The sequence below is a fragment of the Clostridium sp. BSD9I1 genome (genome assembly GCF_900185645.1).
Taxonomy (GTDB): Bacteria; Bacillota; Clostridia; order Clostridiales; family Clostridiaceae; genus Clostridium_AK.
Window position 1 is genome coordinate 1 of the sequence record NZ_FYAM01000010.1, and the last position, 24,518, is coordinate 24,518.

24 protein-coding genes, 8 tRNA genes, 3 rRNA genes, 1 other RNA gene, 1 pseudogene and 1 other annotated feature are annotated in these 24,518 nt (G+C 30.2%); of the genes and pseudogenes, 34 read left to right on the forward strand and 3 right to left on the reverse strand.

Translation table 11 applies throughout. The annotated features are described in order from the left end of the window. The 14 genes from BSD9I1_RS05220 to BSD9I1_RS05285 all read left to right on the forward strand — a co-directional run. A 23S ribosomal RNA gene (locus BSD9I1_RS05220) occupies nt 1-127 on the forward strand; the annotation flags it as partial. Nucleotides 128-221: 94 nt separating this feature from the next. Continuing rightward, a 5S ribosomal RNA gene (gene rrf, locus BSD9I1_RS05225) occupies nt 222-338 on the forward strand. Nucleotides 339-343: 5 nt separating this feature from the next. Next, nucleotides 344-420 (forward strand) — tRNA-Ile (locus BSD9I1_RS05230). 3 nt (nt 421-423) lie between these two features. After that, nucleotides 424-499: transfer RNA gene (locus BSD9I1_RS05235), tRNA-Ala, on the forward strand. Nucleotides 500-633: 134 nt separating this feature from the next. Then, a complete protein-coding gene (locus tag BSD9I1_RS05240) occupies nt 634-1,137 on the forward strand; it encodes an HD domain-containing protein (RefSeq protein WP_186429451.1) in 504 nt (167 codons plus the stop codon). 20 nt (nt 1,138-1,157) lie between these two features. Continuing rightward, entirely contained in the window at nt 1,158-1,673 is a 516-nt protein-coding gene (locus tag BSD9I1_RS05245; protein ID WP_186429452.1) for a transcription repressor NadR, read from the forward strand. 16 nt (nt 1,674-1,689) lie between these two features. Continuing rightward, the gene (locus BSD9I1_RS05250; protein WP_186429453.1) at nt 1,690-2,856 is read left to right on the forward strand and encodes a DUF362 domain-containing protein; all 1,167 of its coding nucleotides are present in this window, start codon (nt 1,690-1,692) and stop codon (nt 2,854-2,856) included. A gap of 6 nt (nt 2,857-2,862) precedes the next feature. After that, nucleotides 2,863-5,559 (forward strand): UPF0182 family protein, encoded by a 2,697-nt coding sequence (locus tag BSD9I1_RS05255; protein ID WP_186429454.1) that lies wholly within the window; start codon nt 2,863-2,865, stop codon nt 5,557-5,559. Between the two features lie 61 nt (nt 5,560-5,620). Then, nucleotides 5,621-7,006, forward strand: a complete 1,386-nt coding sequence (locus tag BSD9I1_RS05260; RefSeq protein WP_186429455.1) for an NAD(P)/FAD-dependent oxidoreductase — start codon at nt 5,621-5,623, stop codon at nt 7,004-7,006. 23 nt (nt 7,007-7,029) lie between these two features. Next, nucleotides 7,030-7,389 (forward strand): DUF1667 domain-containing protein, encoded by a 360-nt coding sequence (locus tag BSD9I1_RS05265; protein WP_186429456.1) that lies wholly within the window; start codon nt 7,030-7,032, stop codon nt 7,387-7,389. Nucleotides 7,390-7,445: 56 nt separating this feature from the next. Continuing rightward, nucleotides 7,446-7,645, forward strand: a binding site (T-box leader). Nucleotides 7,646-7,720: 75 nt separating this feature from the next. After that, the gene (gene serS, locus BSD9I1_RS05270; protein WP_035310549.1) at nt 7,721-9,001 is read left to right on the forward strand and encodes a serine--tRNA ligase; all 1,281 of its coding nucleotides are present in this window, start codon (nt 7,721-7,723) and stop codon (nt 8,999-9,001) included. Between the two features lie 125 nt (nt 9,002-9,126). After that, nucleotides 9,127-9,217: transfer RNA gene (locus BSD9I1_RS05275), tRNA-Ser, on the forward strand. Nucleotides 9,218-9,248: 31 nt separating this feature from the next. Beyond that, nucleotides 9,249-9,339: transfer RNA gene (locus BSD9I1_RS05280), tRNA-Ser, on the forward strand. 91 nt (nt 9,340-9,430) lie between these two features. After that, nucleotides 9,431-9,507: transfer RNA gene (locus BSD9I1_RS05285), tRNA-Arg, on the forward strand. 64 nt (nt 9,508-9,571) lie between these two features. Here the strand turns inward: BSD9I1_RS05285 and BSD9I1_RS05290 are convergent. Then, nucleotides 9,572-10,978: a sodium:solute symporter gene (locus tag BSD9I1_RS05290; protein ID WP_186429457.1), complete on the reverse strand. Its 1,407-nt coding sequence runs from the start codon at nt 10,976-10,978 to the stop codon at nt 9,572-9,574. 94 nt (nt 10,979-11,072) lie between these two features. Here BSD9I1_RS05290 and BSD9I1_RS05295 point away from each other — a divergent pair. Next, nucleotides 11,073-12,089, forward strand: a pseudogene (locus tag BSD9I1_RS05295) (amidohydrolase family protein). A 79-nt stretch (nt 12,090-12,168) separates the two neighbouring features. Here BSD9I1_RS05295 and BSD9I1_RS05300 read toward each other — a convergent pair. Then, nucleotides 12,169-13,056, reverse strand: coding sequence for a phosphatidylserine decarboxylase (locus BSD9I1_RS05300; protein WP_186429458.1), 888 nt, complete (start codon nt 13,054-13,056; stop codon nt 12,169-12,171). A 159-nt stretch (nt 13,057-13,215) separates the two neighbouring features. On the opposite strand from BSD9I1_RS05300, the gene BSD9I1_RS05305 reads away from it, so the two are divergent. The 17 genes from BSD9I1_RS05305 to BSD9I1_RS05385 all read left to right on the forward strand — a co-directional run bounded on the left by BSD9I1_RS05305 (nt 13,216) and on the right by BSD9I1_RS05385 (nt 21,181). Continuing rightward, entirely contained in the window at nt 13,216-13,782 is a 567-nt protein-coding gene (locus BSD9I1_RS05305; protein ID WP_186429459.1) for a TetR/AcrR family transcriptional regulator, read from the forward strand. Between the two features lie 97 nt (nt 13,783-13,879). Continuing rightward, nucleotides 13,880-13,956: transfer RNA gene (locus tag BSD9I1_RS05310), tRNA-Arg, on the forward strand. Nucleotides 13,957-14,047: 91 nt separating this feature from the next. After that, complete coding sequence (locus tag BSD9I1_RS05315) at nt 14,048-14,491, forward strand: nucleoside deaminase (RefSeq protein WP_186429460.1); 444 nt, start codon at nt 14,048-14,050, stop codon at nt 14,489-14,491. A 5-nt stretch (nt 14,492-14,496) separates the two neighbouring features. After that, nucleotides 14,497-14,588: transfer RNA gene (locus BSD9I1_RS05320), tRNA-Ser, on the forward strand. Nucleotides 14,589-14,866: 278 nt separating this feature from the next. Further along, nucleotides 14,867-15,127 carry an aspartyl-phosphate phosphatase Spo0E family protein gene (locus BSD9I1_RS05325; protein WP_186429461.1) on the forward strand — a complete coding sequence of 87 codons (261 nt, stop codon included), beginning with the start codon at nt 14,867-14,869 and terminating at the stop codon, nt 15,125-15,127. 113 nt (nt 15,128-15,240) lie between these two features. After that, nucleotides 15,241-15,330, forward strand: a tRNA-Ser gene (locus BSD9I1_RS05330). An 11-nt stretch (nt 15,331-15,341) separates the two neighbouring features. Further along, an RNA gene (gene ffs, locus BSD9I1_RS05335) (signal recognition particle sRNA large type) lies at nt 15,342-15,607 on the forward strand. Between the two features lie 111 nt (nt 15,608-15,718). Beyond that, nucleotides 15,719-17,335: a DNA polymerase III subunit gamma/tau gene (dnaX, locus tag BSD9I1_RS05340; RefSeq protein WP_186429462.1), complete on the forward strand. Its 1,617-nt coding sequence runs from the start codon at nt 15,719-15,721 to the stop codon at nt 17,333-17,335. 92 nt (nt 17,336-17,427) lie between these two features. After that, entirely contained in the window at nt 17,428-17,769 is a 342-nt protein-coding gene (locus BSD9I1_RS05345; protein WP_035310534.1) for a YbaB/EbfC family nucleoid-associated protein, read from the forward strand. 24 nt (nt 17,770-17,793) lie between these two features. Continuing rightward, nucleotides 17,794-18,390 (forward strand): recombination mediator RecR, encoded by a 597-nt coding sequence (gene recR, locus BSD9I1_RS05350; RefSeq protein WP_186429463.1) that lies wholly within the window; start codon nt 17,794-17,796, stop codon nt 18,388-18,390. A 61-nt stretch (nt 18,391-18,451) separates the two neighbouring features. Next, nucleotides 18,452-18,721: a YaaL family protein gene (locus BSD9I1_RS05355; protein WP_035310530.1), complete on the forward strand. Its 270-nt coding sequence runs from the start codon at nt 18,452-18,454 to the stop codon at nt 18,719-18,721. 48 nt (nt 18,722-18,769) lie between these two features. After that, entirely contained in the window at nt 18,770-19,030 is a 261-nt protein-coding gene (locus BSD9I1_RS05360; RefSeq protein ID WP_242966420.1) for a pro-sigmaK processing inhibitor BofA family protein, read from the forward strand. Nucleotides 19,031-19,204: 174 nt separating this feature from the next. Continuing rightward, nucleotides 19,205-19,897: a DNA/RNA nuclease SfsA gene (gene sfsA, locus BSD9I1_RS05365; RefSeq protein WP_186429465.1), complete on the forward strand. Its 693-nt coding sequence runs from the start codon at nt 19,205-19,207 to the stop codon at nt 19,895-19,897. 53 nt (nt 19,898-19,950) lie between these two features. Further along, nucleotides 19,951-20,490: an NAD(+) diphosphatase gene (locus BSD9I1_RS05370; protein ID WP_186429466.1), complete on the forward strand. Its 540-nt coding sequence runs from the start codon at nt 19,951-19,953 to the stop codon at nt 20,488-20,490. A gap of 34 nt (nt 20,491-20,524) precedes the next feature. Next, nucleotides 20,525-20,701, forward strand: a complete 177-nt coding sequence (locus BSD9I1_RS05375) for a hypothetical protein (RefSeq protein ID WP_035310523.1) — start codon at nt 20,525-20,527, stop codon at nt 20,699-20,701. Between the two features lie 88 nt (nt 20,702-20,789). Further along, nucleotides 20,790-20,975 (forward strand): hypothetical protein, encoded by a 186-nt coding sequence (locus BSD9I1_RS05380; protein WP_035310521.1) that lies wholly within the window; start codon nt 20,790-20,792, stop codon nt 20,973-20,975. A 17-nt stretch (nt 20,976-20,992) separates the two neighbouring features. After that, nucleotides 20,993-21,181, forward strand: coding sequence for a hypothetical protein (locus tag BSD9I1_RS05385; RefSeq protein ID WP_035310519.1), 189 nt, complete (start codon nt 20,993-20,995; stop codon nt 21,179-21,181). 613 nt (nt 21,182-21,794) lie between these two features. Here the strand turns inward: BSD9I1_RS05385 and BSD9I1_RS05390 are convergent. Next, nucleotides 21,795-22,967 carry an SAM-dependent methyltransferase gene (locus tag BSD9I1_RS05390; protein ID WP_186429467.1) on the reverse strand — a complete coding sequence of 391 codons (1,173 nt, stop codon included), beginning with the start codon at nt 22,965-22,967 and terminating at the stop codon, nt 21,795-21,797. A 202-nt stretch (nt 22,968-23,169) separates the two neighbouring features. On the opposite strand from BSD9I1_RS05390, the gene BSD9I1_RS05395 reads away from it, so the two are divergent. Continuing rightward, nucleotides 23,170-24,093 carry a GNAT family N-acetyltransferase gene (locus BSD9I1_RS05395; RefSeq protein ID WP_186429468.1) on the forward strand — a complete coding sequence of 308 codons (924 nt, stop codon included), beginning with the start codon at nt 23,170-23,172 and terminating at the stop codon, nt 24,091-24,093. A gap of 337 nt (nt 24,094-24,430) precedes the next feature. Continuing rightward, nucleotides 24,431-24,518: ribosomal RNA gene (locus BSD9I1_RS05400) — 16S ribosomal RNA — on the forward strand; the annotation flags it as partial.

Genomic DNA, 24,518 nt, shown 5'->3' on the forward strand with positions numbered 1-24,518 from the left:
TCAAGATGAGATTTCCCATAGCGTAAGCTAGTAAGACCCCTTGAAGAACACAAGGTTGATAGGTCAGAGGTGTAAGTGCAGTAATGCATTCAGCTGACTGATACTAATAGGTCGAGGGCTTGATCTAATTTATTACTCTGTGCAATTTTGAGAGAATGAAAAAAATCTCTTGACAAATACATTTAAATACTTTATAATATTTAAATGTAAGGTAAAAATAATCTGGTGATTATGGCTTGAAGGTAACACCCGTACCCATTCCGAACACGAAGGTTAAGCTTCAAAGCGCCAATGGTACTGCCGGGGAGGCCCGGTGGGAGAGTAGGTCGTTGCCAGATGATAAGGATCTTTAGCTCAGTTGGTTAGAGCAACCGGCTCATAACCGGTTGGTCCGGGGTTCGAGTCCCTGAAGGTCCACCATATGGGGGATTAGCTCAGTTGGGAGAGCACCTGCCTTGCACGCAGGGGGTCAAGGGTTCGAATCCCTTATTCTCCACCACAAAAAATCCATGGAAATTCCATGGATTTTTTTTTATTGTTTACAAATTATTAGTTCACTTTTTATGTAATATATATTAGAATTTAACTTAGGTGCTGAATATAACTGAACCTATAACAAAGGGAGAGGTTTAAATGAATTCTCATAGGATCAAGCAGTTTTACTTATCTATTACAGATAAAATAAATGAGGAGGATAAGGCCTATATAAATAAGTATTTAAATAAGGAAGAATTAAGTTTATTTTATAAATTATCTAGCTCAGAACAAAAGCATTCTGTTAGGGTAGCTTATGATGTAGAATATATATGCAATAAGAAATTATTAGATATAAATGAAATACAAGTATTAATAAGGGCAGCATTACTACATGATATAGGTAAGATATACCCTAAGCTTAACTCTATTGATAAATCCTTATTAGTTATACTCAATAAAATAACCAATGGAAACCTAAAAAAGTTTAATAAATTAAAGAAGATAGATGTATATTATAATCATCCAGAAAAGGGATATAATTTACTAATGAATAAAGGATATGATAGTAAATTTCTTTATTTAATAAAAAATCATCATAAAGAAAATAATGAAAAGGATTTATACCTTGAAATTTTAAAATTTTGTGATGATAAAAATTAAAATTATATGGAGGATTCATGATGAATTCTAATAATAGAAAAGAAGTTATAAAAAACATGTTAATTACATCGGAAACCCCTTTAAAGGGTCAATATATTGCTGAAAAGTTAGGAGTAACTCGTCAGATAATTGTAAAGGATATAGCTATATTAAGAGCAAAAGGTATGGAGATTATTGCCACACCAGATGGATATTTAGTTAACAAAAAGATTAATGATTTGAAGGCTACCATTATTGCAGTTAATCACGAAGCTTCTGATATAGAAAATGAGCTTATAGCTGTTATAAAATATGGCGGAATAATACAAGATGTAATAATAGAACATCAGCTTTATGGAGAAATAAAGGCAATGCTAATGATAAAAAATTTATATGACTTAGATAATTTTACAAAAAAGCTTATTGAATATAAAGCAGAACCATTATTAGTACTTACTAATGGTGTTCACTTACATACTATACTTACTGAAAATGAAGAACAATTAAATAATATCATTAATGAATTAAAAACAAAGGGATATTTATTGGAAGGATAAAGGGTGAAAATGTATTATGAGGAGAGTATCTTTATTAAAATGTGACAGTTATGAAGTAAGCTCAGTGGAGAAAACCTTAAGGGATGGTTTTGATTTATTAGGTGGAGATGAATATTTAAAAAAACTTATTCCCTATAATAGTAAGGTTTTATTAAAGCCAAATATGTTAAGTGTAGAAAAATCAGGCTCTCCAGTGATAACACATTTTGCAGTATTTGAAGCTGTAATAAGAATTTTGAAGGATTATTCTACCAATATAAGTTTTGGAGATTCACCGGGATTTGGAGATCCTAAGAAGGCAGCAGAAAGGTCTGGAATGCTTGAAGTTGCAAAAAGGTATAATGTAAACTTTGAAGACTTTAAAGAAGCTATACATGTAAAACATGATGATTCTATTTTGTGTAAGTCTTGGAATATATCAAAGGCAGCATATGAATCAGATGTACTTATAACATTGCCTAAACTTAAAACTCATGGAATGGCTTATTTTACTGGTGCAATAAAAAATCAATTTGGGTGTATTCCAGGTACCCAAAAAGCTACATGGCATACAAGAATGCCTGATGCAAATAATTTTTGTAAGATGTTATTAGATTTAAATAGCTTACTTCGTACAGATTTTGCTATATTAGATGGAATAGTAGCTATGCAGGGAAATGGACCAAAGAACGGAGAACCGTATAACTTAAATACTATTGTAATGGGAGAAAGTTTAACTGCGGTGGATTCTGTAGCAGTTAGACTTATAGGATATGATAACCCCTTGGATATCCCGGTGTTAAAAGAGGCATATGATTATAAATGGGATGCAGTACTTCCTCAGGATATTAAAATATTAGGAGAAAGTATAGAAGACCTAAAGGTTAATGATTTTAACTTGTGTAGAAAGGGAGGAAACTTTTATTTTATAAGCCCTACAGTAACAAGTTTCTTGAGGCAAATGATAGCACCATATCCTTATTTAATATATGATAAATGTATAAGTTGCAGCAGATGTAGGGAAGTCTGTCCTGAAGACCCAAAGGTGATAAAAATGATATCAAATGATAAAGAAAAGCTAGTACCAAGTTGGCAAATGAGCAACTGTATAAGATGTTTTTGTTGTCAAGAATTATGTCCAACAGGTGCTATTGAGTTGAAATACAATACCTTAGCTAAAATATTAAAAATGGATAGGAGGTAATTATAATTGAGAAAGGGAGCTATCATTACTTCAGTATTTATAGCTTTAGCACTTATTATAACATTTGTTAGCAGTATAACAGAATTTATAATAAACATACAATGGTTCAAGGAACTAGGGTATTTGGCTATTTATTTTACTAAGCTCACAGCTACACTTAAAATATTTGTTCCTACGTTTATTGTGATTTTTTTAGGGATATTGTTTTATTATAAAAATTTAAAATTAAACCTGTTAAAAAACAATAGCACAGTAGAAAATACTAATAGTTATAAAAGAGAAAAAAGGATTTTTGTTTTAATTAATATTATATTTTCAGGAATAATAGCCTATATATTTTCTGAAAGGTATTGGTACTATATTTTACAATTTAGTAACTCTGTAAAGTTTAATATTAATGATCCTATATTTAATAAAGATATATCTTTTTATATATTTAAAATGCCTTTTTTACAATCAATTTATTCAGCGTTAATAACTCTTTTATTTATTTTAATTGTTATAACTTTAGTTTTCTATTTTATAACTGTTACCAATCAAAAGATCCAGTATGGAGGAATAAAAGGATTATTCAATAATAAGGAGAATATAAAAAAGGGAATTACTCTTTTTGCAGGCAAACAATTGGCAGTATTGTCAGCATTAATTTTAATATCCATATCCATAGGCTTTTTATTAAAATCATGGAATTTGGTATATAGTACAAGAGGGGTAGCATATGGTGCAAGTTACACAGATGTAAAGATAAGTATTCTTTTTTATAAGTTAATAATTATGGTATCTTTAATATCATCTGTAGTTGTATTTATATGTATACTAAAATCTAAATGGAAGCCAATTATAATTTCTGTAGCACTTATAGTATTTTTAGTAGTTGCAGAGGGTATTACAGTATATGTAACTGAAAATTTCGTAGTTAAATCTAATCAGAAGACATTAGAGGAGCCATATATAAAGTATAATATAGAATATACTAGAAAGGCATTTAAATTAGATAATATAAAGGATATTCCCTTTGAAGCTAAAAATAATCTTAGCCCTGAAGATATAAAAAGTAACAAGGAGACTGTAGAAAATATAAGAATAAATGCCTTTGAGCCAGCTCTTGAATTTTATAATCAATATCAAACTATCAGACCATATTATACATTTAATGATATGGATATAGACAGATATAAAATTAATAATAAATATACTCAAGTATTTTTAGCTCCAAGAGAAATAAATCTTGAAAATATAGAGCCTAATACATGGCAAAATAGGCATTTGATTTATACTCATGGTTATGGAATATCTATGAGCAAAGTTAATTCAGTTACAAATGAGGGTCAACCTTCTTTTGTTATAAAAGATATACCATCTGTAAATGATACAGATATAAAGCTGGATAATCCTCGTATTTATTTTGGAGAGAAAACCAATGATTATGTAATAGTTGATACAAAGCTTAAGGAATTTGACTATCCACAAGGAAGTTCTAATAAAATAAGTGAGTATGAGGGTAATTCTGGAATAAAAATGACCTTTGCTAATAGAGTACTCTTTGCTTTGAATAAGAGAAACATTAATTTTTTAACATCGAGAGATATAACAAGTGATAGTAAAATATTAATAAATAGAAATATAGTAGATAGGTTAAATAAAATAGCACCATTTTTAACATATGATAAGGATCCTTATGTTGTTATAAATGATGGCAAGTTATATTGGGTTATAGATGCATATACCACAAGTAATAGATATCCTTATTCACAGCCTTACAATAACGTTAACTATATAAGAAGTTCCATTAAAGTAGTACTAGATGCATATGAGGGAGATGTGAATTTTTATATAGTAGATAAGGAAGATCCAATAGCATCAAGTTATTCTAAAATATTTCCTGGGCTATTTAAGGACAGTTCCACTATTCCAGTTAACTTAAAAGAGCATTTTAAATACCCAGAGGATATATTTAGAATTCAATCTAAGGTTTTAGAGAAGTACCATATGACAGATACCATGGCATTCTTAAATGGGGATGACCTATGGGAAGTATCAAAAAATGAAAAAACATTACAAAATGAAAAGTCTGTGGATGAATCACCTTATGTAGTTATGAAGCTTCAAGGTGAACAAAAGGAAGAAATGATGATTATGGAATACTTTAATATGAAAAGTAGAAACACCATGTCATCTATGCTAGGGGCTAGAATGGATAACGAAAATCTAGGAGAACTTATCATGTATAGGTTTCCTTCAAATAAGACAATATATAGTCCATACTTCTTTAAGCAAAAATTAAAACAGGACCCTGTAATATCAAAAGAATTATCATTATGGGGAAGTGGTGGATCAGAGGTTATATTTGGAGATACTATAATAGTTCCTATAAATAATTCCTTAATTTATATAGAATCCTTATACTTGAGAGCAAGCGGTAAAAATAGCGCACCTGAAGTAAAAAGAATTATATTATCTTATGGAGATAAAGTAGTTATTGCTGAAAATATTGAGTCTGGAATTAAACAACTATTTAATTTTAAGGAAGAAGGCTCTAGTGTTAATACGCCATCTGATAATAAAAACAATAATAATAATGAGCTTTTAGATAATGCTAAGGGTCTTTACAATAAGGCAATTGAATCCCAGAGAAATGGTGATTGGGCTAAGTATGGAGAATATATAAATCAGTTAGGAAAATTGTTAAATGAAATGAAATAATAAGTATGTAAAAAGATAAGTATTTTACGTACTTATCTTTTTACAGAAAGGAGTATACATAATGGATTATGATGTACTTATATTAGGTGGAGGTATCATAGGGTGTGCTGTTGCATATGAGCTTTCTAAATACACATTAAATATAGCTGTGATAGAAAAGGATTATGATATAGCAGATGATGTAGCACTTGTAAATGCAGCAGTTATATATGATGGATTAGAGTGTAATGATGAGCTTATGTCAAAGCTTGAGATACTTGGAAACTCTATGTACGATGAACTATGTTCTAAAATAGATGTACCATTCAAAAGATGTGGAACATTTATAGTTGCAGAAAATGAAGAAAGTGAAAATAAATTATTAAATATATATAAAAGAGCTTGCGAGAGAGGGATAAATAATATATCCTTGCTTAGTAAAGATGAGGTATATGATATAGAGCCAAATTTAAAGCTAAATGTTCATAAGGCAATTTACTCTAAAAATACAGGTGTAGTATGTCCCTATGATCTTGCTTTAGCTTATGGAGAAATTGCCTTTGATAATGGAACTAATTTTAGATTAGAAGAAGAGGTTTTGGATATACAAAGGATTAATAAGGGATTTAGGGTAATAACCAATAAGAATAAGTTTACATGTAAAATGGTTATAAATACGACACCAGCTCAGCATTATAGCATAGATTCTAATATAGAATATACTTATAAAAACAAAAAGAATTTAAGTTGTTTTCTATTTGAAAAGGATTTAAATTATAATTTTAATAATATAATTTCTACGCTTACAGTGGATGGAGAGCAGTCATTTGTAGTTCCTACGGTACAAGGGAATACAGTACTTGCTCTAAGTTCTAATAATATTTTAAGGTATAATGAAACTTTAAAGAAAAGTTCAAAAGTAATAAAGGAAGTAAATGAAAATAAGATAGATACTTTTTATCAATGGCCAGTTTATAAAGATACCATAATAATAGATGAAAGTTTAGTAGATGAGGGTTATATAAAGGTTGTAGGAAAGCATTATGGGCAAATAACCATGACTCCATCTATAGGGAAATTAGTGTGTGAAACTGTGATAAATAATATAAACTGTAAGCTTAAAAGAGAGTTTATTAATAAGAGAAGAGAAGTATATAGATTTAATAATTTAAGCAATGAAGAAAGAAATAAGTTAATAAAAATGAATAAGTCTTATGGTAATGTAATATGTTATTGTCAAAATATAACCGAAGGTGAAATAATTGATGCCATAAGAAGGCCATTGGGGGCAAGGACTATAGAGGGAATTAAAAGAAGAACAGGAGCTACTTTTGGTACTTGTAAGGGAGCAGAATGTTTTAGTAAAATAGTTACAATACTTGCAAGGGAAACAGGAAAAAAACTTACGGAGATAGTTAAAGATTCTAAAAACTCTAGAGTTATTATAAGCAGAATTAAAGAGTTTTAAAATCGCTAGGGGGAATTTTATAAGTGTTGAATGAATTTATATGTAAGAGTTGCAATGAATATTGTTGCATAAACATAGATAAAAACGGAAAACATATAGAACTAAAGGGAAATTTATGTGATAAAGCTTTTGATTATGTTGAAGATAAAATAAAAAGTAAAAAGGATATTTTTACGTCTTTAGTTAGAATAAAAGGGGCTTGTTGTAATGTTGTACCTGTTAAAAGTAATAAGGCATTGGATAAAGGTTTATGGCTTGAATGTTCTAAGGCACTAAGTATGCTTCATGTAGGGGCACCTATAAAAGCTGGTGATATTGTATGCCACAATCTATTAAATACTGGAATAGATATAATATGTACTAAAAGTATTTCCAAAGAATAAAAAAGTTGACATTGAAAAATATTCTATATATAATTAGAGTTAATTTAATTATTGTATAAAAACCTATGAAAAGGCTAGTAGCAAAATATAAGTTAAAGAGAGTCAGTGCTAGGTGTGAGCTGATACTTTATGCTTTGTGAATCCACCTTGGAGGGACTGTGATAAAGCAGTACGGTAATAAACCGTTATATTTCAGAAAGAGGATTAGATTAATCTAATCAATTAGGGTGGCAACGCGGAGTCTTTCGTCCCTTTTTTAGGGAGGAGGACTTTTTTTATTTGCTTTAAATATGAAAATTTAAATATATATATAAATTTAGGAGGTACTAATATGTTAGATTTAAAAAGAATAAGAAACAATCCAGAGGAAATTAAAAGTGCTCTTGCAAATAGGGGAGAGGATTTTGATGTAACGACTATTGATAGAATACTAGAATTAGATGAAAGAAGAAGACAAATATTAGTAGAAGTTGAAAATTTAAAGAATACAAGAAATCAGGAATCTGCTAAAGTTCCTAAACTTAAAAAAGAGGGAAAAGATGTAACAGAAATTATGGCAGAAATGAAAAAGCTAGGTGAGGAAATAAAGGGTCACGATGAAGAACTTTCAAAGATAGATGAAGAATTAGAATATATAATGCTTAGAATACCTAATATTCCAAATCCAGCGGTTCCAGATGGAAAGTCAGATGAAGATAATATAGAAATAAGAAAATGGGGAGAGCCAACTAAATTTGATTTTGAAACCAAAGCTCATTGGGATTTAGGAGTAAATCTTAATCTTTTGGATTTTGAAAGAGCAGGAAAAGTAACTGGTTCAAGATTTACATTTTATAAAGGAGTAGGAGCAAGACTTGAAAGAGCAGTTATAAGTTATTTTCTAGATATGCATGTAGATAACCATGGATATACAGAAATACTACCTCCTTATATGGTAAATAGAAAAAGTATGATTGGTACAGGACAGCTTCCTAAATTTGAAGAAGATGCATTTAAGGTATCAAATGATGATTATTTCTTAATACCAACAGCAGAGGTTCCTGTTACAAACTTATATAGAGATGAAATATTAAGTGGAGAAGAATTACCTATAAAACATGTAGCATATAGTGCTTGTTTTAGATCAGAGGCAGGATCAGCAGGAAGAGATACAAGAGGACTTGTAAGACAGCATCAATTTAATAAAGTGGAACTTGTTAAATTTACAAAGCCAGAAAACTCTTATGAAGAACTTGAAAAGTTAACTAATGATGCAGAAGAAGTTCTACAGGGACTTGGAATACCTTATAGAGTGGTTAGAATATGTAAAGGTGATTTAGGATTCACTGCTGCTTTAAAATATGATATAGAAGTATGGATGCCAAGTTATAATAGATATGTAGAAATATCAAGCTGTAGTAATTTTGAAGATTTCCAAGCTAGACGTGCCAATATAAAATATAAGGAAACTCCAAAGGATAAACCACAGTTTGTTCATACTTTAAATGGTTCTGGCGTAGCTGTAGGAAGAACGGTTGCAGCTATTTTAGAAAATTTCCAAAGAGAAGATGGAAGTGTTGTTGTTCCAGAAGTATTAAGACCTTATCTAGGTGGAAGAGAAGTTATAAAGTAATTAAGTTTGAGATATTCGAGGGCAAGTCCTTGAATATCTCTTTATTTGATAAAATTTTTATAAAAAAACTTAAAAAAGTTGTTGACACTTAACTATATTGCTGATATAATTTATTTTGTCAGCACGGAAAGATGGTCGAGTTGGTTTAAGGCACCGGTCTTGAAAACCGGCGTACGGGTGACCGTACCCAGGGTTCGAATCCCTGTCTTTCCGCCATTTTTATTTTAAATTTTAATTTGTAGGACATGGAGAAATACTCAAGTGGCCGAAGAGGCGCCCCTGCTAAGGGCGTAGGTCGGGTAACCGGCGCGAGGGTTCAAATCCCTCTTTCTCCGCCATAAAGCATCTAGATTACTAGATGCTTTATTATTTTTTAAATTTACATTTGATTTTTCTGATGATTTGTGTTAATATGAATATAATAATTATGCGGTGGTAGCTCAGTTGGATAGAGTAGCTGGCTACGAACCAGTTGGTCGGGGGTTCGAATCCTCTCCGCCGCACCATAAAAAGTACCTGTAAATTAATATTTACAGGTACTTTTTTTATAATATATTTAACTATTATTTATTATTCTGCATCTAATGGAGGTGCTAATTTATTAGTTACTTTTATTTCAATGTAGGATGTGATAAAGAATGCTATAAGTGAACTTAGAGAACCTGCAATAATAGCTAAAATCCCATAAGGTTCTTTCATTATCTGCCAGTATATACCTACTACACTTCCTATTAAAATTGAAACAATACCCGCATGTTTTGAACATTTCTTTAAGGATAAGCCTAATATAAATGCTGCAAAAGGACCAGCAGCTCTTAACATAAATGAAAATATATTTAAAGTTATGATGTTAATTTGGAATAATGCAATACACATTGCAAGTAAGCCTATTATAACATTACTTATTCTAGTCATTTTAATCATGTTATTATCACTAACACTTGGGTTTATATATTTTTGGTATAAATCTTTTGTAATTATTGTAGAAGCACATAGCATATCTGAATCAGCACTAGACATTGTAGAAGCAATTATTGCTGCGCATACAATTCCAGAGATCCACTGTGGAGCATGGGTAAATACAACTGTGGAAAGTGCTTTACTTGGATCAATGGTTGGAAATGCCACAAGAGCAGCTATTCCTATTATCGCAGGAATAAATGAAAATAGTGCCATAAAAAGCGCAGACATAAGGGTAGCCTTTTTACCAGTATTTTCATCCTTAGCTGCAAAAACCCTAGATACCATTTCTGGTCCAGACATGAATGTTATGAAATATTGACCTATTAAGCTAACTATTGTAGCAATGCCCATTCCGCTTATAGACATTTTTGCAGGAGGAACTTTAGATACTATAGTTTTCCATCCACCTACACCATTAATTACAAATGGAAGTGCTATTAAAAGTCCCAAAAATATTATTGACCATTGAAATAAATCAGTGAAAGCATCAGCCCAGAGGCCACCCATGACAGTATAAACTACAGTAAATAAACCTCCAATTATAATAGCAACTTTGATATTAATTCCTACTAAAGCAGATATTATAATCCCAGAAGCAAGAATTTGAGATGCTGTTAGACAAAAAAGAGATACTATATTTAATATAGAAGTAATTATATGACTAGTAGTACCAAATCGCCTTCCTACCACTTCGGGAATGGTATAAGCCATAATTTTTCTAAGCTTAGGAGCGAAAAATGCCATTGGGATGATACCAATAGCTGCTGCAAGTACATACCAAACTGAGGACATTCCCCAATTTCCATAAGCCTTACTTGCGAGTCCAACGGTACTTCCACCACCAATGTTATTGGCCGCTAAACTACAGGCTACCATAATGGCTGGTAATGACCTACCTGCTAGCATATAGTCAGTACTATCTTTTATTAAAAATTTATTTGTAAAAAAACCTACAGATAGCATAAGCGCTAGATAGCATATAGTAATAATAAGGGGAATTAATTGTAAAGTCATGTTAGTTCCTCCTTTAAAAAGATATAGTAATTAATATATATTCATAAAAGTTTTCAAGAATAACTAAGTTTTATAATTTTAAGGTGTTGTGACAATGAATTGTACTTTAATACAAAATGGATTAGTTTACGATTTTAATAAGTATACATTGATTAAGAAGGATATTTTAATTGAATGTGGGAAAATAAAGATAACTTCCGAAAAAAGCATTAATGTAGATGCGAAATATAAGGTAATTGATGCAAATGAAAAGTACATAATTCCCGGACTTATAGATTGTCATACTCATATAGGGATAATGGAGGAGTGTACAGGAAAGCTTGGTATAGATAATAATGAAATTTCTAATCCAATTACCCCCCATTTGCGTGGAATAGATGGAGTAAATCCATTAGATATTGCATTTGGAGAAGATCCATTGAGTACATATGGTACTAATAAAAAATGCTCAGTTACTCGTATGGCAGTAACAGCTTTAATTAGGGAATTATTTATGAAAGCTGAAGATTATATGAATCAAAAATAATCTGGAAATATCAAAGAAAGAGATATAAAGTTAGAAGCAGTTATTCCGGTTTTGAAAGGTGGGATTCCTATACGTGCCCATGCTCATAGAGCAGATGATATAATTACAGCAATTAGAGTTGCTGAGGAGTTTGGAATAAAGAAGCTAGTTATTGAACATGGAACAGAAGCACATCTTATTAAAGAGTATATCAAGGAAAAGGAGGTAGCTATTGCTTTTGGACCAATGCTCACACCAAGAATTAAAATGGAACTTAAGTTAAGAAATTATACATCTATTATAGAATTAATTGAGGCAGGAATAAAGATAGGACTTATGACAGATCATCCCTATAATGCAATAGACCAGCTAAGATCAATTGCAGCATTTGCTTTGTCTGAGGGGCTACAATATAAAGATGCAATTAAGGTTATAACAGTAAATACAGCAGAGATACTTCAATGCAGCAATAGGATGGGTAAAATTGAAGAAGGACTTGACGCAGATATAGTAATATATGACGGAAACCCTTTAGATATAATGTCAAAAGTTGAGATGACAATTATTGATGGAAATATAGTGTATACCAGAGGAAATAAGGAATAATTTATTAAAAATAATACTTTGTTTTAAGGAATTAAAGTCAAATATGCCTTAGAACAAAGTATTTTTATTAGTAATATAGCTAATGTTTAATTCCTATCTTTTCACCCATAAGTACCTTGCATTCGTATCCTAAGTTGCTTTGGAATAATATATCTTCATCTATTTTAACTTTATTTTTTTCTAAAAAGAGTATAACTGTAGAGCCTCCAAATTTAAAATATCCCTTTTCATCACCTTTATCCACTCTTCTATCAGGAGTATAGCTTTGAATAATAGATCCAACGCAAGTTGCCCCTACCTCCATGTACAATACATCGCCAAAGTTATCAGAATGAAATATGCTCCATTCTCGTTTGTTTTCGCAAAATATAGTAGGGATTTTATTTAAAGCAATTGGATTTACTGAGTAATAACTACCTTTAACCTTTGAAGTATGTTCACAAATACCACTATCTATAAAATGAAATCTATGATAGTCAGTAGGGCAGAGCCTTAATATAATCATTGAACCATTATTATATTTTTCAGCTGTAGCTTTATCAGGAATTAAATCATGCAAACTATAATTAAATCCTTTTATTTCAACTATTTTTTCTAAATTTATATTTTCATATACTGTAATTCTTCCATCTCCAGGTGAGATAAAGGTACTTGTAACTTTTTCTATGGGACGAGCTTTAGGATGAAGTCTTCTAGTAAAAAAGTCATTAAAACTTACAAAGTTGTCAGCATCTGTAATGCTTTCTTCAATATTTATATTAAAATCATCTATAAATTTTTTAATTTTATTTTTACTACTACCCATGTCACAATACTTTCCATATATATAGGAAAAAAGTTTTTTCTTAATAAATAATTCTAAAAAACTACTTCCGAGCTTAGTTGAGTAAATCCAATTAAGATATTTTTCTCCAGATACCTTTTCTGTTTCATATGTTTTGGTTTTTCTATTATAAATCTTTATCATAAGTTTAGACACCTCCAAAATTATTAGTATAAACGTATTATATAGTATATTTATACTAATATATCATATTTATAGTAATTTTAATATTGAGTTATATATGATTTGGAGTATAATTAAGTTAATGTATTAAATTGTATAAAAATTAACGGAGTGAGCAAAATGAATAAAACTAAAAAGGCAATATTTGAATCAGCTATAAGAGTTTTTTCCACATATGGATATTCTGGAGCAACTATGGATGGAATAGCTGCACAAGCAGGACTAGCAAAAGGTACTTTGTATTATCACTTTAATAGTAAAGAAGAGATATTTAATTATATAATACAAGAAGGAATGAATTTAATAAAAGAAAGAATTCAAGAAGCAGTAGATGAACAAAGCGATTCATTATCAAAGTTAAAGACATTAATAAAAGTTCAATTAAACATGGTTTATGAAAAAAGAGACTTTTTTAAGGTAATTATGAGTCAATTATGGGGACAGCAATCAAGGCAATTGGAATTAAGAGAAGTAGTTAATGAGTTTATAAAGAATATAGAAACATATCTAGAAAGAGCTATGAATGATGGATTTATAAAAAAGGGAGAAAAGTCTTTTATGGCATATACAATTTTCGGATCTTTATGTTCTACTGCAATATATGACCTTATAAACGAAGATGGTATAAATATGCATGATGTATTTGAAAATTTAACAGAATATATTTTAAGTGGAATTCAGATTTAAATATATGCAAGTATTAGTTAATAGAAAATAATGTAATTGTATTGACATAAAATTTGTTTTGTAATAAACTTTTATATGTAAAGCTTAAGCTTGTTATGCGCTCGTAGCTCAGTAGGATAGAGCGTCCCCCTCCTAAGGGGAAGGCCGGGGGTTCGATTCCTCTCGGGCGCACCAAAGTTTGTTTCTATAAGTGCTGCTGGATTTAATAAGATTATGAAGCTTATTTAGTCCGGTATTTTTATTTATAAAATAAAGAGAGATAATAATGAGAGATAATTTTTTGCTAGAAGCAATAAAGGAAGCTAAAAAGGCTGAAGATTTAGGTGAAGTACCCGTTGGAGCTGTTATAGTACAAGATAATAGAATTATAGCAAGGGCTCATAATATGACAGAGGTATTAAAAGACCCCACAGCTCATGCTGAAGTTTTAGCTATAAGAAGGGCATGTGAATTCACCAGGAATTGGAGATTAAGTGGATGTGAGCTGTATGTTACATTAGAACCATGTCCTATGTGCGCAGGTGCTATATATCAAAGTCGTATAAATAAAGTTTATATAGGAACGTTTGATCCTATAAGCGGTGCATGTGGTTCAGTAATAAATGTATTGCAAAATAATTATTTAAACAGTAATATAGATGTAAGGTGGATTTATGACAAAGAATGCAGTGTATTACTAAAAAGCTTTTTTAAAAGTAAAAGAAAATAATTTTTGGAGAGATGTCCGAGAGGTCGAAGGTGATTGACTCGAAATCAATTGTACGGATAATACTGTACCGGGGGTTCGAATCCCCCTCTCTCCGCCAATAGAAATTTATAAGAAGTTGTTAATGATAATAGCTTCTTTTTTATTTTACAAAATATAATAAATAAATGTAGAAAAATAAGTTTTGTTGAAAAAATATAAGAATATTTACAGAAATATAGGTTACTTTATAATAACAACCAATATTTACTTAATATTACAAAGCTGATATAATTAAAACATGATTTGTGTTATTAAAATGGGATTGATTTTTTAATAATACCTTCTATATGTAAGAGTAATGTTTTACAAAAGAGCTTTAATTAGGGAGGTTTTAAGATGATGCTTTGTGAACATGCCTTAGTTGAAAATAATATTTTTTTTAATGATAGAGAATTAATAGTAGGTTGTGATTTAAGAGATAAAAAACACAATTTATATAATATAAAAAGGAAGATTGAAAGCGTTAGAGAGCTTCTAAATGAAGTGACTTGTGATATAGATAATAAAGAAAAAAGTGAGGAGATATTAAAGGTAAGTCAATATATGGACATGCTATTAAATGAATATAATGTCATTGTAGGAAGTAATAAATTATAAGTTTGTAATAAAATATTTATAAAAGCTATTGCAAATATAAAAATCACATAGTATAATAGGACTTGTCGTTAGTAAACGACATAAAATTTAATATTTATCATGAGTAAATCCGTGGAGAGATGTCCGAGTGGTTTAAGGAGCACGCCTGGAAAGCGTGTGTAGGGGAAACTCTACCGGGGGTTCGAATCCCCCTCTCTCCGCCATATAAACTTTGCCGTGCTAGATGGGGAGTTAGCGGTGCCCTGTAACCTGCAATCCGCTATAGCAGGATTGAATTCCTCGCTTAGGCTATAACTTGTGAGGTCTGACCTATGCAAGTGACGTTGAGAGCTGGGTCCCACGCAACGGAAACTCATGAACCCCGTGAGGTCTGGAAGGAAGCAGCGGTAAGTGATAATTTCCGTGTGCCGTGGATTAACCTGGCTTGAGTTAACTGTATAGGTAACGCTCATAGGTTATTTGCCAAGGCGAGGTGCACGGTTTAAATAGTGATTTTAGCACAATAAACTCAAGTTTATTGTGCTTTTTATTCATTTAAAATAATAAATTTCAAATATATAAATTTTAAAATTTGGTTAAGAGGTGAAGTTAATGGGCTATACTGCTCTTTATAGGGAATGGAGACCTAGAAGTTTTGGGGATGTAGTAGGACAAAAGCATATTACAATAACACTGCAAAATCAAATAAAAAACAATAGAATAGCTCATGCATATCTTTTTTCAGGTACAAGAGGTACGGGGAAAACATCCACAGCTAAGATATTTGCTAAAGCTGTTAATTGCTTGAATCTTAAAGATGGAGAACCTTGTAATGAATGTGATATATGTAGGAAGATAAATTCAGGAACATTGATGGATGTTATAGAATTAGATGCAGCTTCAAATAATGGAGTAGATAAGATAAGAGAAATAGCAGAAGATGTTAATTATCCTCCAAGTGAAGCTAAGTATAAAGTATATATAATGGATGAAGTACATATGTTATCTCAAGGAGCTGTAAATGCATTTTTAAAAACATTAGAAGAGCCTCCTGAAAATGTTATATTTATACTTGCAACTACAGATCCTCAAAGGCTTCCAATTACAATACTTTCTAGATGTCAAAGGTTTGACTTTAAAAGAATAAAAAATGAAGATGTATTTGAAAGATTGAGATTTATAGTTAAAGAGCAAGGTGTGTTTGCGGATGATAAAAGCTTAAGATTGATTGCACGTATGTGTGATGGTGCTATGAGGGATGCGTTAAGTATATTAGACCAAGGAATTTCAATGGGAAATGGGAAGGTAGAGTACGAAAGTTTACTTAATATGCTAGGGCTTGTAACTAATGAAAATTTGCTAAAGATTACAACAAGCATTATAGAAAAAGATATAGAATCATCATTAGGTATAATAGATGATGTAGTATTAACAGGTAAAGATATATACTATTTTATAAAAGATATGATAAATCACATGAGAAACTTACTTATGGCTAAGGTAACTGAAAGTCCTGAAGAAATTATGGATATGTCTGAAGAAAATATTAAGGATATCAAAGAACAATGCCAAAAAATAAGAGTAGAAGAAATAATGAGAAACATAAGAATACTACAAGATGCAGAAGAACAATCTAAATGGACTAAGCAAAGTAGAGTTTATTTAGAACTAGCTATAATTAAGATGTGTAAGATAGAATATGATACATCTAATGAAGTTATTTTATCTAGACTTAATAAAGTCGAGGAAGCTATGAGGTCAGGGGAAATAAAGGTTAATTCAGAATCCGTGCTTGCTAAGATATCCAATAAACATGAAGAGGAAGAAGAGAAAATAGCAACCCAGGAATATAGGATTCAACCTGTAAATAAATATAATGAAAACTCCACTTTAACTTTAGATAAGTTAAAGAAATTTTGGAAGGATATACTAGAAACATTTAAGGCTAGAAGGCATATGGTATTATATGCATCTTTAATTACAGGTGAGTTGATTGGATGTGAAAGTGGAGTAGTAACCATAAGGTATGATAAGCAATATGCATTCAATAAACAAAGGCTAGAAAAGGATCAAAGTAAAAAGATAGTAGAGGAAATATTTTCAGATATACTAAAGGAAAAAGTTAAGATTGAATACTTAATAGAAAAGGATGAGAGTACACAAAGATCTCCAGAGCAATTGTTAAAAAGTACATTTGGAGAGGAAATTGTTCAAATAATAGAGGAATAGCTAAAAGGAATTTACACTTTATATGTAATAATGTAAAATAAATAATTGTATATTTAGTTTAAACTTATTTAAAATAAAAGGAGGAATATATAATGGCTAAAGGTGGATTACCTAATTTCGGTGGTGGAAATATGAATAATTTAATGAAACAGGCACAAAAGTTTCAAAAGCAAATGGAAGATATGCAAAAACAATTAGAAAAGAAAACTTTTGAATTTAGTGCAGGTGGTGGAGCTGTAGTAGCTGTGGCTACTGGTAAAAAGGAACTAGTTGATATAAAAATAGATCCAGATGTACTTGATCCAGATGATGTAGAAATGCTTCAAGATTTAATATTAAGTGCATGCAATGGAGCGCTAAAAAAGGCTGAAGAAGAGACTGCTAACGAAATGAACAAGTTAACTGGGGGATTAAATATACCAGGAATGTTCTAAGTTACCTAAGTTGAGGTGAGTTAATTGGAATTTTATCCAATAGCAATAGAAAAGCTTATAGAAGAATTTGCAAAGCTTCCAGGCATAGGATATAAAACAGCTCAAAGACTTACATTACATGTATTAAACTTGCCTAAGGAAGAAGTTGAAGAGTTTTCTCAGGCGCTTATTAAAGCTAGAGGAACTATAAAGTACTGTTCTGTATGTGGCAATTTTACAGATAAGGATCCTTGTGCTATATGTAGTAATCCGAGTAGGGATAAGGAAGTTATTTGTGTAATAGAACAGCCTAAGGATATTATATCTTTAGAAAAGGTAAGAGAATATAATGGTACGTACCATGTACTTCATGGTACGATATCGCCTATGTCAGGAAGAGGGCCTGATGATATAAATTTAAAAGAACTTATAAAAAGAGTTAATGGAGATGTAAAAGAGATTATAGTAGCCACAAATCCTAATGTAGAAGGTGAAGCTACTGCTATGTATATATCGAAGATACTAAAGCCTTTTGGTGTTAAGGTAACAAGGATTGCACATGGTATACCTGTTGGTGGGGATTTAGAATATGCAGATGAAGTTACGCTAGCTAAGGCTTTAGAAGGAAGAAGAGAAATATAAGGAATAAACCTCCTGTTTTATGTCAAAGATTAATTTATAACATAAAATAGGAGGTTTTTTTATGGAACATAGCTCATGGATAAGATTAAGTAAAGATAAAGATTATAATGAAGAGGATAAAGAGCTTATAAAAGCTATAATGGAAAGCCAGGAGGAAATATATAGGGCCACAAATTATTTTCAATTAGTAAAAGAACCTATACTTATAGACTATGCTATATACCTTGAACAAGCTGCAAAGTCTAGATATATATATCTTTTAAATCAGGCTAAGAAAAGAAATATAAAAATTAGCTATAAATACGTTTTAAAAGATGTAAATGAAGTATAATTTATTTATATTATAAATAAATTAATAATAGGATACAAAATGGGGGGGATTTTTGTGGAGTATATTGGATATTTCTTGGTGGCTATAATAGCTCTTATAATTATAGTAAAACTATTTGCATGGCCTATAGCAATATTAATTAAATTAGTGATAAATGGTGTGGCTGGAGCTGTACTATTATTTTTAGTAAATTTAGTAGGGTCATTATTTAACTTCTCTATAGGTATTAATGCTATTACGGCACTTATTGCGGGATTTTTTGGAGTGCCAGGAGTAATAGTTTTAGTAGTTTTAAAATTATTTATATAAATTGATTATTTATGTAAGATTTTTAAATTATAATTATGATAAGTTATAAAAAGACGTAAAGAATAAATATTAGCTTTATGTCTTTTTTTATATCTACATATAATTATTCTTGTGCACAATGTGGATAAAATTAAATGGGTTGTGTATAATCTATAGAGAAATGGAGAAAATAATATGTTTATAAATAAAAATATTGTCATAGGAGAATTCATTAAAAGGCCAAATAGATTTCAAGCATATGTTATTATAGATGGAGAGGAAATAATGGTTCATGTTCCTAATACAGGACGATGTAAGGAAATTTTGATTCCTCATACCAAGGTAGTGTTACGTGAAGAAAATAATCCTAGCAGGAAGACTAAATATGATCTTATTGGAGGATATAAGGGAGATAAGTTTATAAATATAGATTCACAGGTGCCAAATAAAGTAGTAGAAGAGGCTTTAAGAGAAGGAAAAATAAGAGGCCTTAATGAATATAATATAATTCAAAGAGAAAAGGTTTTTGGGAATAGCAGATTTGATTTTAAGCTCCAAAATTCAAAGGGTGAAGAATATTACTTAGAGGTAAAAGGAGTAACTTTTGAGGAAGGAGGAGTTGCGAGCTTTCCTGATGCACCTACAGAAAGGGGAAGAAAACATCTTTTAGAATTAATTGATGTAAAGAAAAGCGGTAGAGGAGCAGGAGTAATATTTGTTATACAATTAGAGGGTGTTAGACTTTTTACACCTTATGATGATATGGATAAAAAATTTGGCGAAGCTTTAAGACTTGCAAGTAAAAGTGGAGTAGATATATTTGCATATGACAGTTATGTGGGAGAAAATTTTATAACCATAAAAGATGAGGTTAAAATAAGATTATAAGTTTTAATTTAATTTGAGAGGTAGGTGAAAGGTTCTATTTTAGAACTGAATATATGAAATTTAAATTTTGTCCTAAATGTGGAGGGAAATTAATTGAAAAATATAGTTGGGATGAGGGAGGGGTCCCATATTGCCCTGTTGACGACATAATGTATTTTGACACGCCAAAGCCATGTATAATTGTAGCTGTTATTAAGGAGGATAAAATACTCCTTTTAAAACAAAGTTATATATTTAAGGATTCAAAGGTGCTTATATCTGGATATGTAAGTAATGGAGAAAGTGTAGAAGAAACAGTGTATAGGGAAGTATATGAAGAAACGGGGATAACTGTCGATAAGGATAGTATAAAATATTTAGGTAGTCATTACGTAACTTCTAAAGAAATAGTGATGCTTACATTTATGGCTAAGTATGTAAATGGAGATATAAAGAAGTCAGAGGAAGTTGAGTGGGCACAGTGGGGGAGATTAGAAGATGCCCTTTGTGAAATGAAAGAAGATGAAATTGGAAAGGACGTAGTTAAAAAGGTTTTAAAAGAAGTAGGATACAATGGTGATAAAGCTTATATATGTGATATAGATTTAATTTAAAATATAAGCTAATAAATGATATAAGGAGAGAAGTATGATACTAGGAGTAAACTGTAATAAGTGTCCTGATTATTTAGGGAATAAGTGCGAGGGCCAAGATGGAATATGTATGTGTAGAAGATGTCCTAGAAATCTAGGGAAATGTATAATAACTAAATACTGCAGCGAAACTGAATCTGTACTAGAGATAAGTGAAAACATAGATATCTAAATGTCTATGTTTTTTTTATGCATTATTTTAAAACTTGTGGAAATAATAATAAAAGCATTAGCGAGTACTTATAAAAGAGGGTGATAAATTGAGATTAGAGGAGCTTAAGATGCTAGTAGCAGAAAACTGCCCGGGTTATGAGCCCTTAGCTTCAGTATTTGTTTCAGATGTAGGGAATATAATTGACACCTGTGATAATTGCGATAACTATGTAGATGAAAAGTGTATAGTAAATTTATTTGATCCAATTAAACGTAAAATTAATAGAAATTAATTGAGGAGGAATAAAATATGGGAAATGCTTTTGAAATGATAGCGGTAGGTAATAATTGTCCTGGTTATACACCTATGTATGATGGGTTTCAAGCTCTTTCGGCAGAGTCAGAAACTAAAAGCTGCAGAACTTGCAGTCATTTTGAAAAAGGGATATGTAATATAGATTATTATGACAAGGTTGTATCTAGTTTGGACCAGGCATAATATACATAAAGACAGCAAAAAAATGCTGTCTTTTTTTGTATATAATTATAATAATTAATGTTATAATTATATAGATATATTATGTTAAACTATGGTATAATAGGAATATAATAAATAATTAAATTTTCTATATAACTCACTTATCATTATTAGAAAGAAACAGAACTTATAAGAGATGAAAATTTTTATGATTATATAAATCTTATGTGCGGATAAGGTTGAATAGATTTATACTAACATATAAATTTTATAAGTTTTTGCTCCAAATGCAACCTGCGATAAAACTTAAAACTTCAAATTAAAAAAACCTCTGTAAAATTGTCTTTGTTAATATGTTTTAAGGGAATAGGTAGCGTTTTCAAAAAGCATAACTTATGTTCTTATAATTCTGTGGATATAACATTTTCCATATTCTATTTTATCTATATAACACCCTAGGTTGTTAGCCTGGAAGCGAATGAAGGTGTTTTGATATTTATTACTTATAGTTAACTTAGAAAATGGAAGTAAGTATAAAGGCAACTTTTATGCATTGAAAAATGTATAAAAGTTGCCTTTGAATTTTTATAATAAAATTATACATAGCTATAAGATGAGAGAACCAACATAGTTCTTACCACTGATTTAAAAATCTATATAGAGCAGGATTGATATTCAAGTCAGTGATAAGTTTCAAATACTCCTCTAAAATTTTGCTGTCAAAATCTTTAGTTTTCAGAGCTCTTATCATTAAATTTTTAGGAGTCTCTAAAGGTGAAATATATTCAACTACAGATACATTATATCCATAAGCTTCTAGAATTAATGAACGAAGACCATCTGTAAGTACATCAGCCATTCTAGCTTTTAATATTCCATGCTTTAGTACACCTTTAAAAGGAGCATAGGAGTATTGATTTAATAGTTCCCTATGACAACAAGGAACAGCTATTATAACATCTGACTTTACTCTAATACCTAAGGCTAAAGCCATATCTGTAGCGGTATCACAGGCATGGAGGGATATAACAACATGAATTTTCTTATCAGGTGTATAGTCTTTTATATCTAAAGCTCTAAATTCCATATTTCTATATCCTAGATTTTCAGCCATTTCTTTAGAAGAATTAATTACAGTTTCAGAGATATCTAATCCTATGAAAAAACACTTTCGTTTTTTTACTTCTGTTAAGTAATAGTTTAATACAAAGGTTAAGTATGATTTTCCACATCCACAATCTAGTATATTTATTGCTTCATTAGAAGGGAGTTGATCTAAGATTCCTTCTAACAATTCTACATAATGATCTATTTGATTATATTTTCTTATTTTATCATTTTTAATTTTACCATCCTTGCTCATTATGCCTATTTCTTTTAAAAGAGCATCGGCCTCTCCTACTTTTACGTAATAATCTCTATTTAAGAGAGTGGAGGTTTTTGTAGTAGATGTAGAGTTATCCTTATCTATGGAATTTTTTGAGTCTATATTTTTAAATAATACATTTTTGTTAGATGCTTCGATTAATATTCCGCCACCTCTTTCATTATATGTAAATAATAATGATTCATAGTGCTCACTTTCATCTATTATGTTTTTAATAAGCTGTTCTATAGTAAAGGAATTGGTTCTACCATTAAAGTTAAATGATAATATATTTTCCTTTAAATTAGCGAGGCCTTTGAATTTTTTAAGACCTGTAGTAAACTCCACTGTTATATCTAAGAATGTGCTAGAGTTTTCTTTAAATTTATTTTCTATACCCATAAAGAAAAAACTAAGTTTATTTATGGCTTGTTTGTTCATAGATAAATCACCTAACCTTCATTTTTTATATTTGTAATTATTAGTAAACATAAAATATATTAATATTAATAGTTTTTATTGTAAAGTAAAAAATATGATTATGATATAATATTAAAGTATTTATTTGGATAAAAGTATCATATAAGAGTGAATTTAAGATAATATAAAATTTCGACGATATAAAAATAAAGGGGGAACGCATATGCAAAATGATGTTTGTATAACTTCTACAAGTAATAAAAGGGAATATATTATTAAAGATAACATAGGTATTACGCTGGGAAGAATTTATATAATAGATTGGAATACCGAAAGTAAATATTGTTGTATAAGAATAAGATTTTATAAGCAAGATAAACCAAGGCTTTTATTTAAATCAGTTGATGAATTTTTGAATCAAGTTTTCAATAAGGATAATATTAAAAAGATAAATATATTGGTTAAGGAAGATGAAAGTATTGAGTGTTTTGGGGAATTGGGATTTGAATTAGAAGGAGTTATTGCTAATAGCTTATGTGAAAATGGAAGTTATAAAAGTGAATTTTTATTTGGGTTAGAAAAAATAAACTATAAAAAAGAAAACCTATTAAGAAAAGTTACCCTTGGTGGTAGGAACGTGCAGTTAAAGATATTAACTCCAGAAAATTCCCAGGAAATATTAAATTATTATTTAAAGAATAAGGAGCATTTAAGTCCTTATGAACCTACAAGAGAAGAGGAATTTTATACGTTAAAGTTTCAAAGGGATATATTGATAGAATCATATAAGCAATATCTAAATGGCGAAGCTGTGAATTTTGGGATATATAAAAATGATAAATTCATTGGAAAAATTCAACTATCTAATATAGTATTAGGGATCTTTAGGAGCTGTTTCATAGGTTATTCAATAGATGAAGATGAGCAAGGGAAAGGTTATATGAAAGAAGCTTTAAAGTTGGTTACAGAATACGGCTTCGATGAATTCAATTTACATAGAATAGAGGCTTCAGCATTAGTGGATAATAAAAAGTCTCAAAGTGTTCTAAGAGCATGCAACTTTAAGGAACTTGGTATTAATAAAAATTATCTCTTTATTAATGGGAAGTGGAGAGACCATATAACTTATTATATATTAAGAGAGTAGAGTGTCAACCTTATCTAGTGTATCCTCTATAGAAATTAGAATTAAATCCTAGATTTATAGAGGATTTTAAATTTAAATTAAAATTTTGGTGATTTTAATCATTATAATCATGGATTGATGTGATACAATAACACATGTTGTCGCAAGAAACGACAAACAGTCGACAAAGGTTTTAAAAAATGTTTTAAAAAGTTGTTGACAAGAAGAAACAAAAATGTTAATATGTAAAAGTCGCTTAGGGCGACAGGGTCTTTGAAAATTGAACAGAGAATAGAAACCAGTCAATTACTTAACAGTTAATGTTAAGAAACGCGATGAGCGAAACAGATTAAACTTTTAAATTGAGAGTTTGATCCTGGCTCAGGACGAACGCTGGCGGCGTGCCTAACACATGCAAGTCGAGCGATGAAACCCTTCGGGGTGGA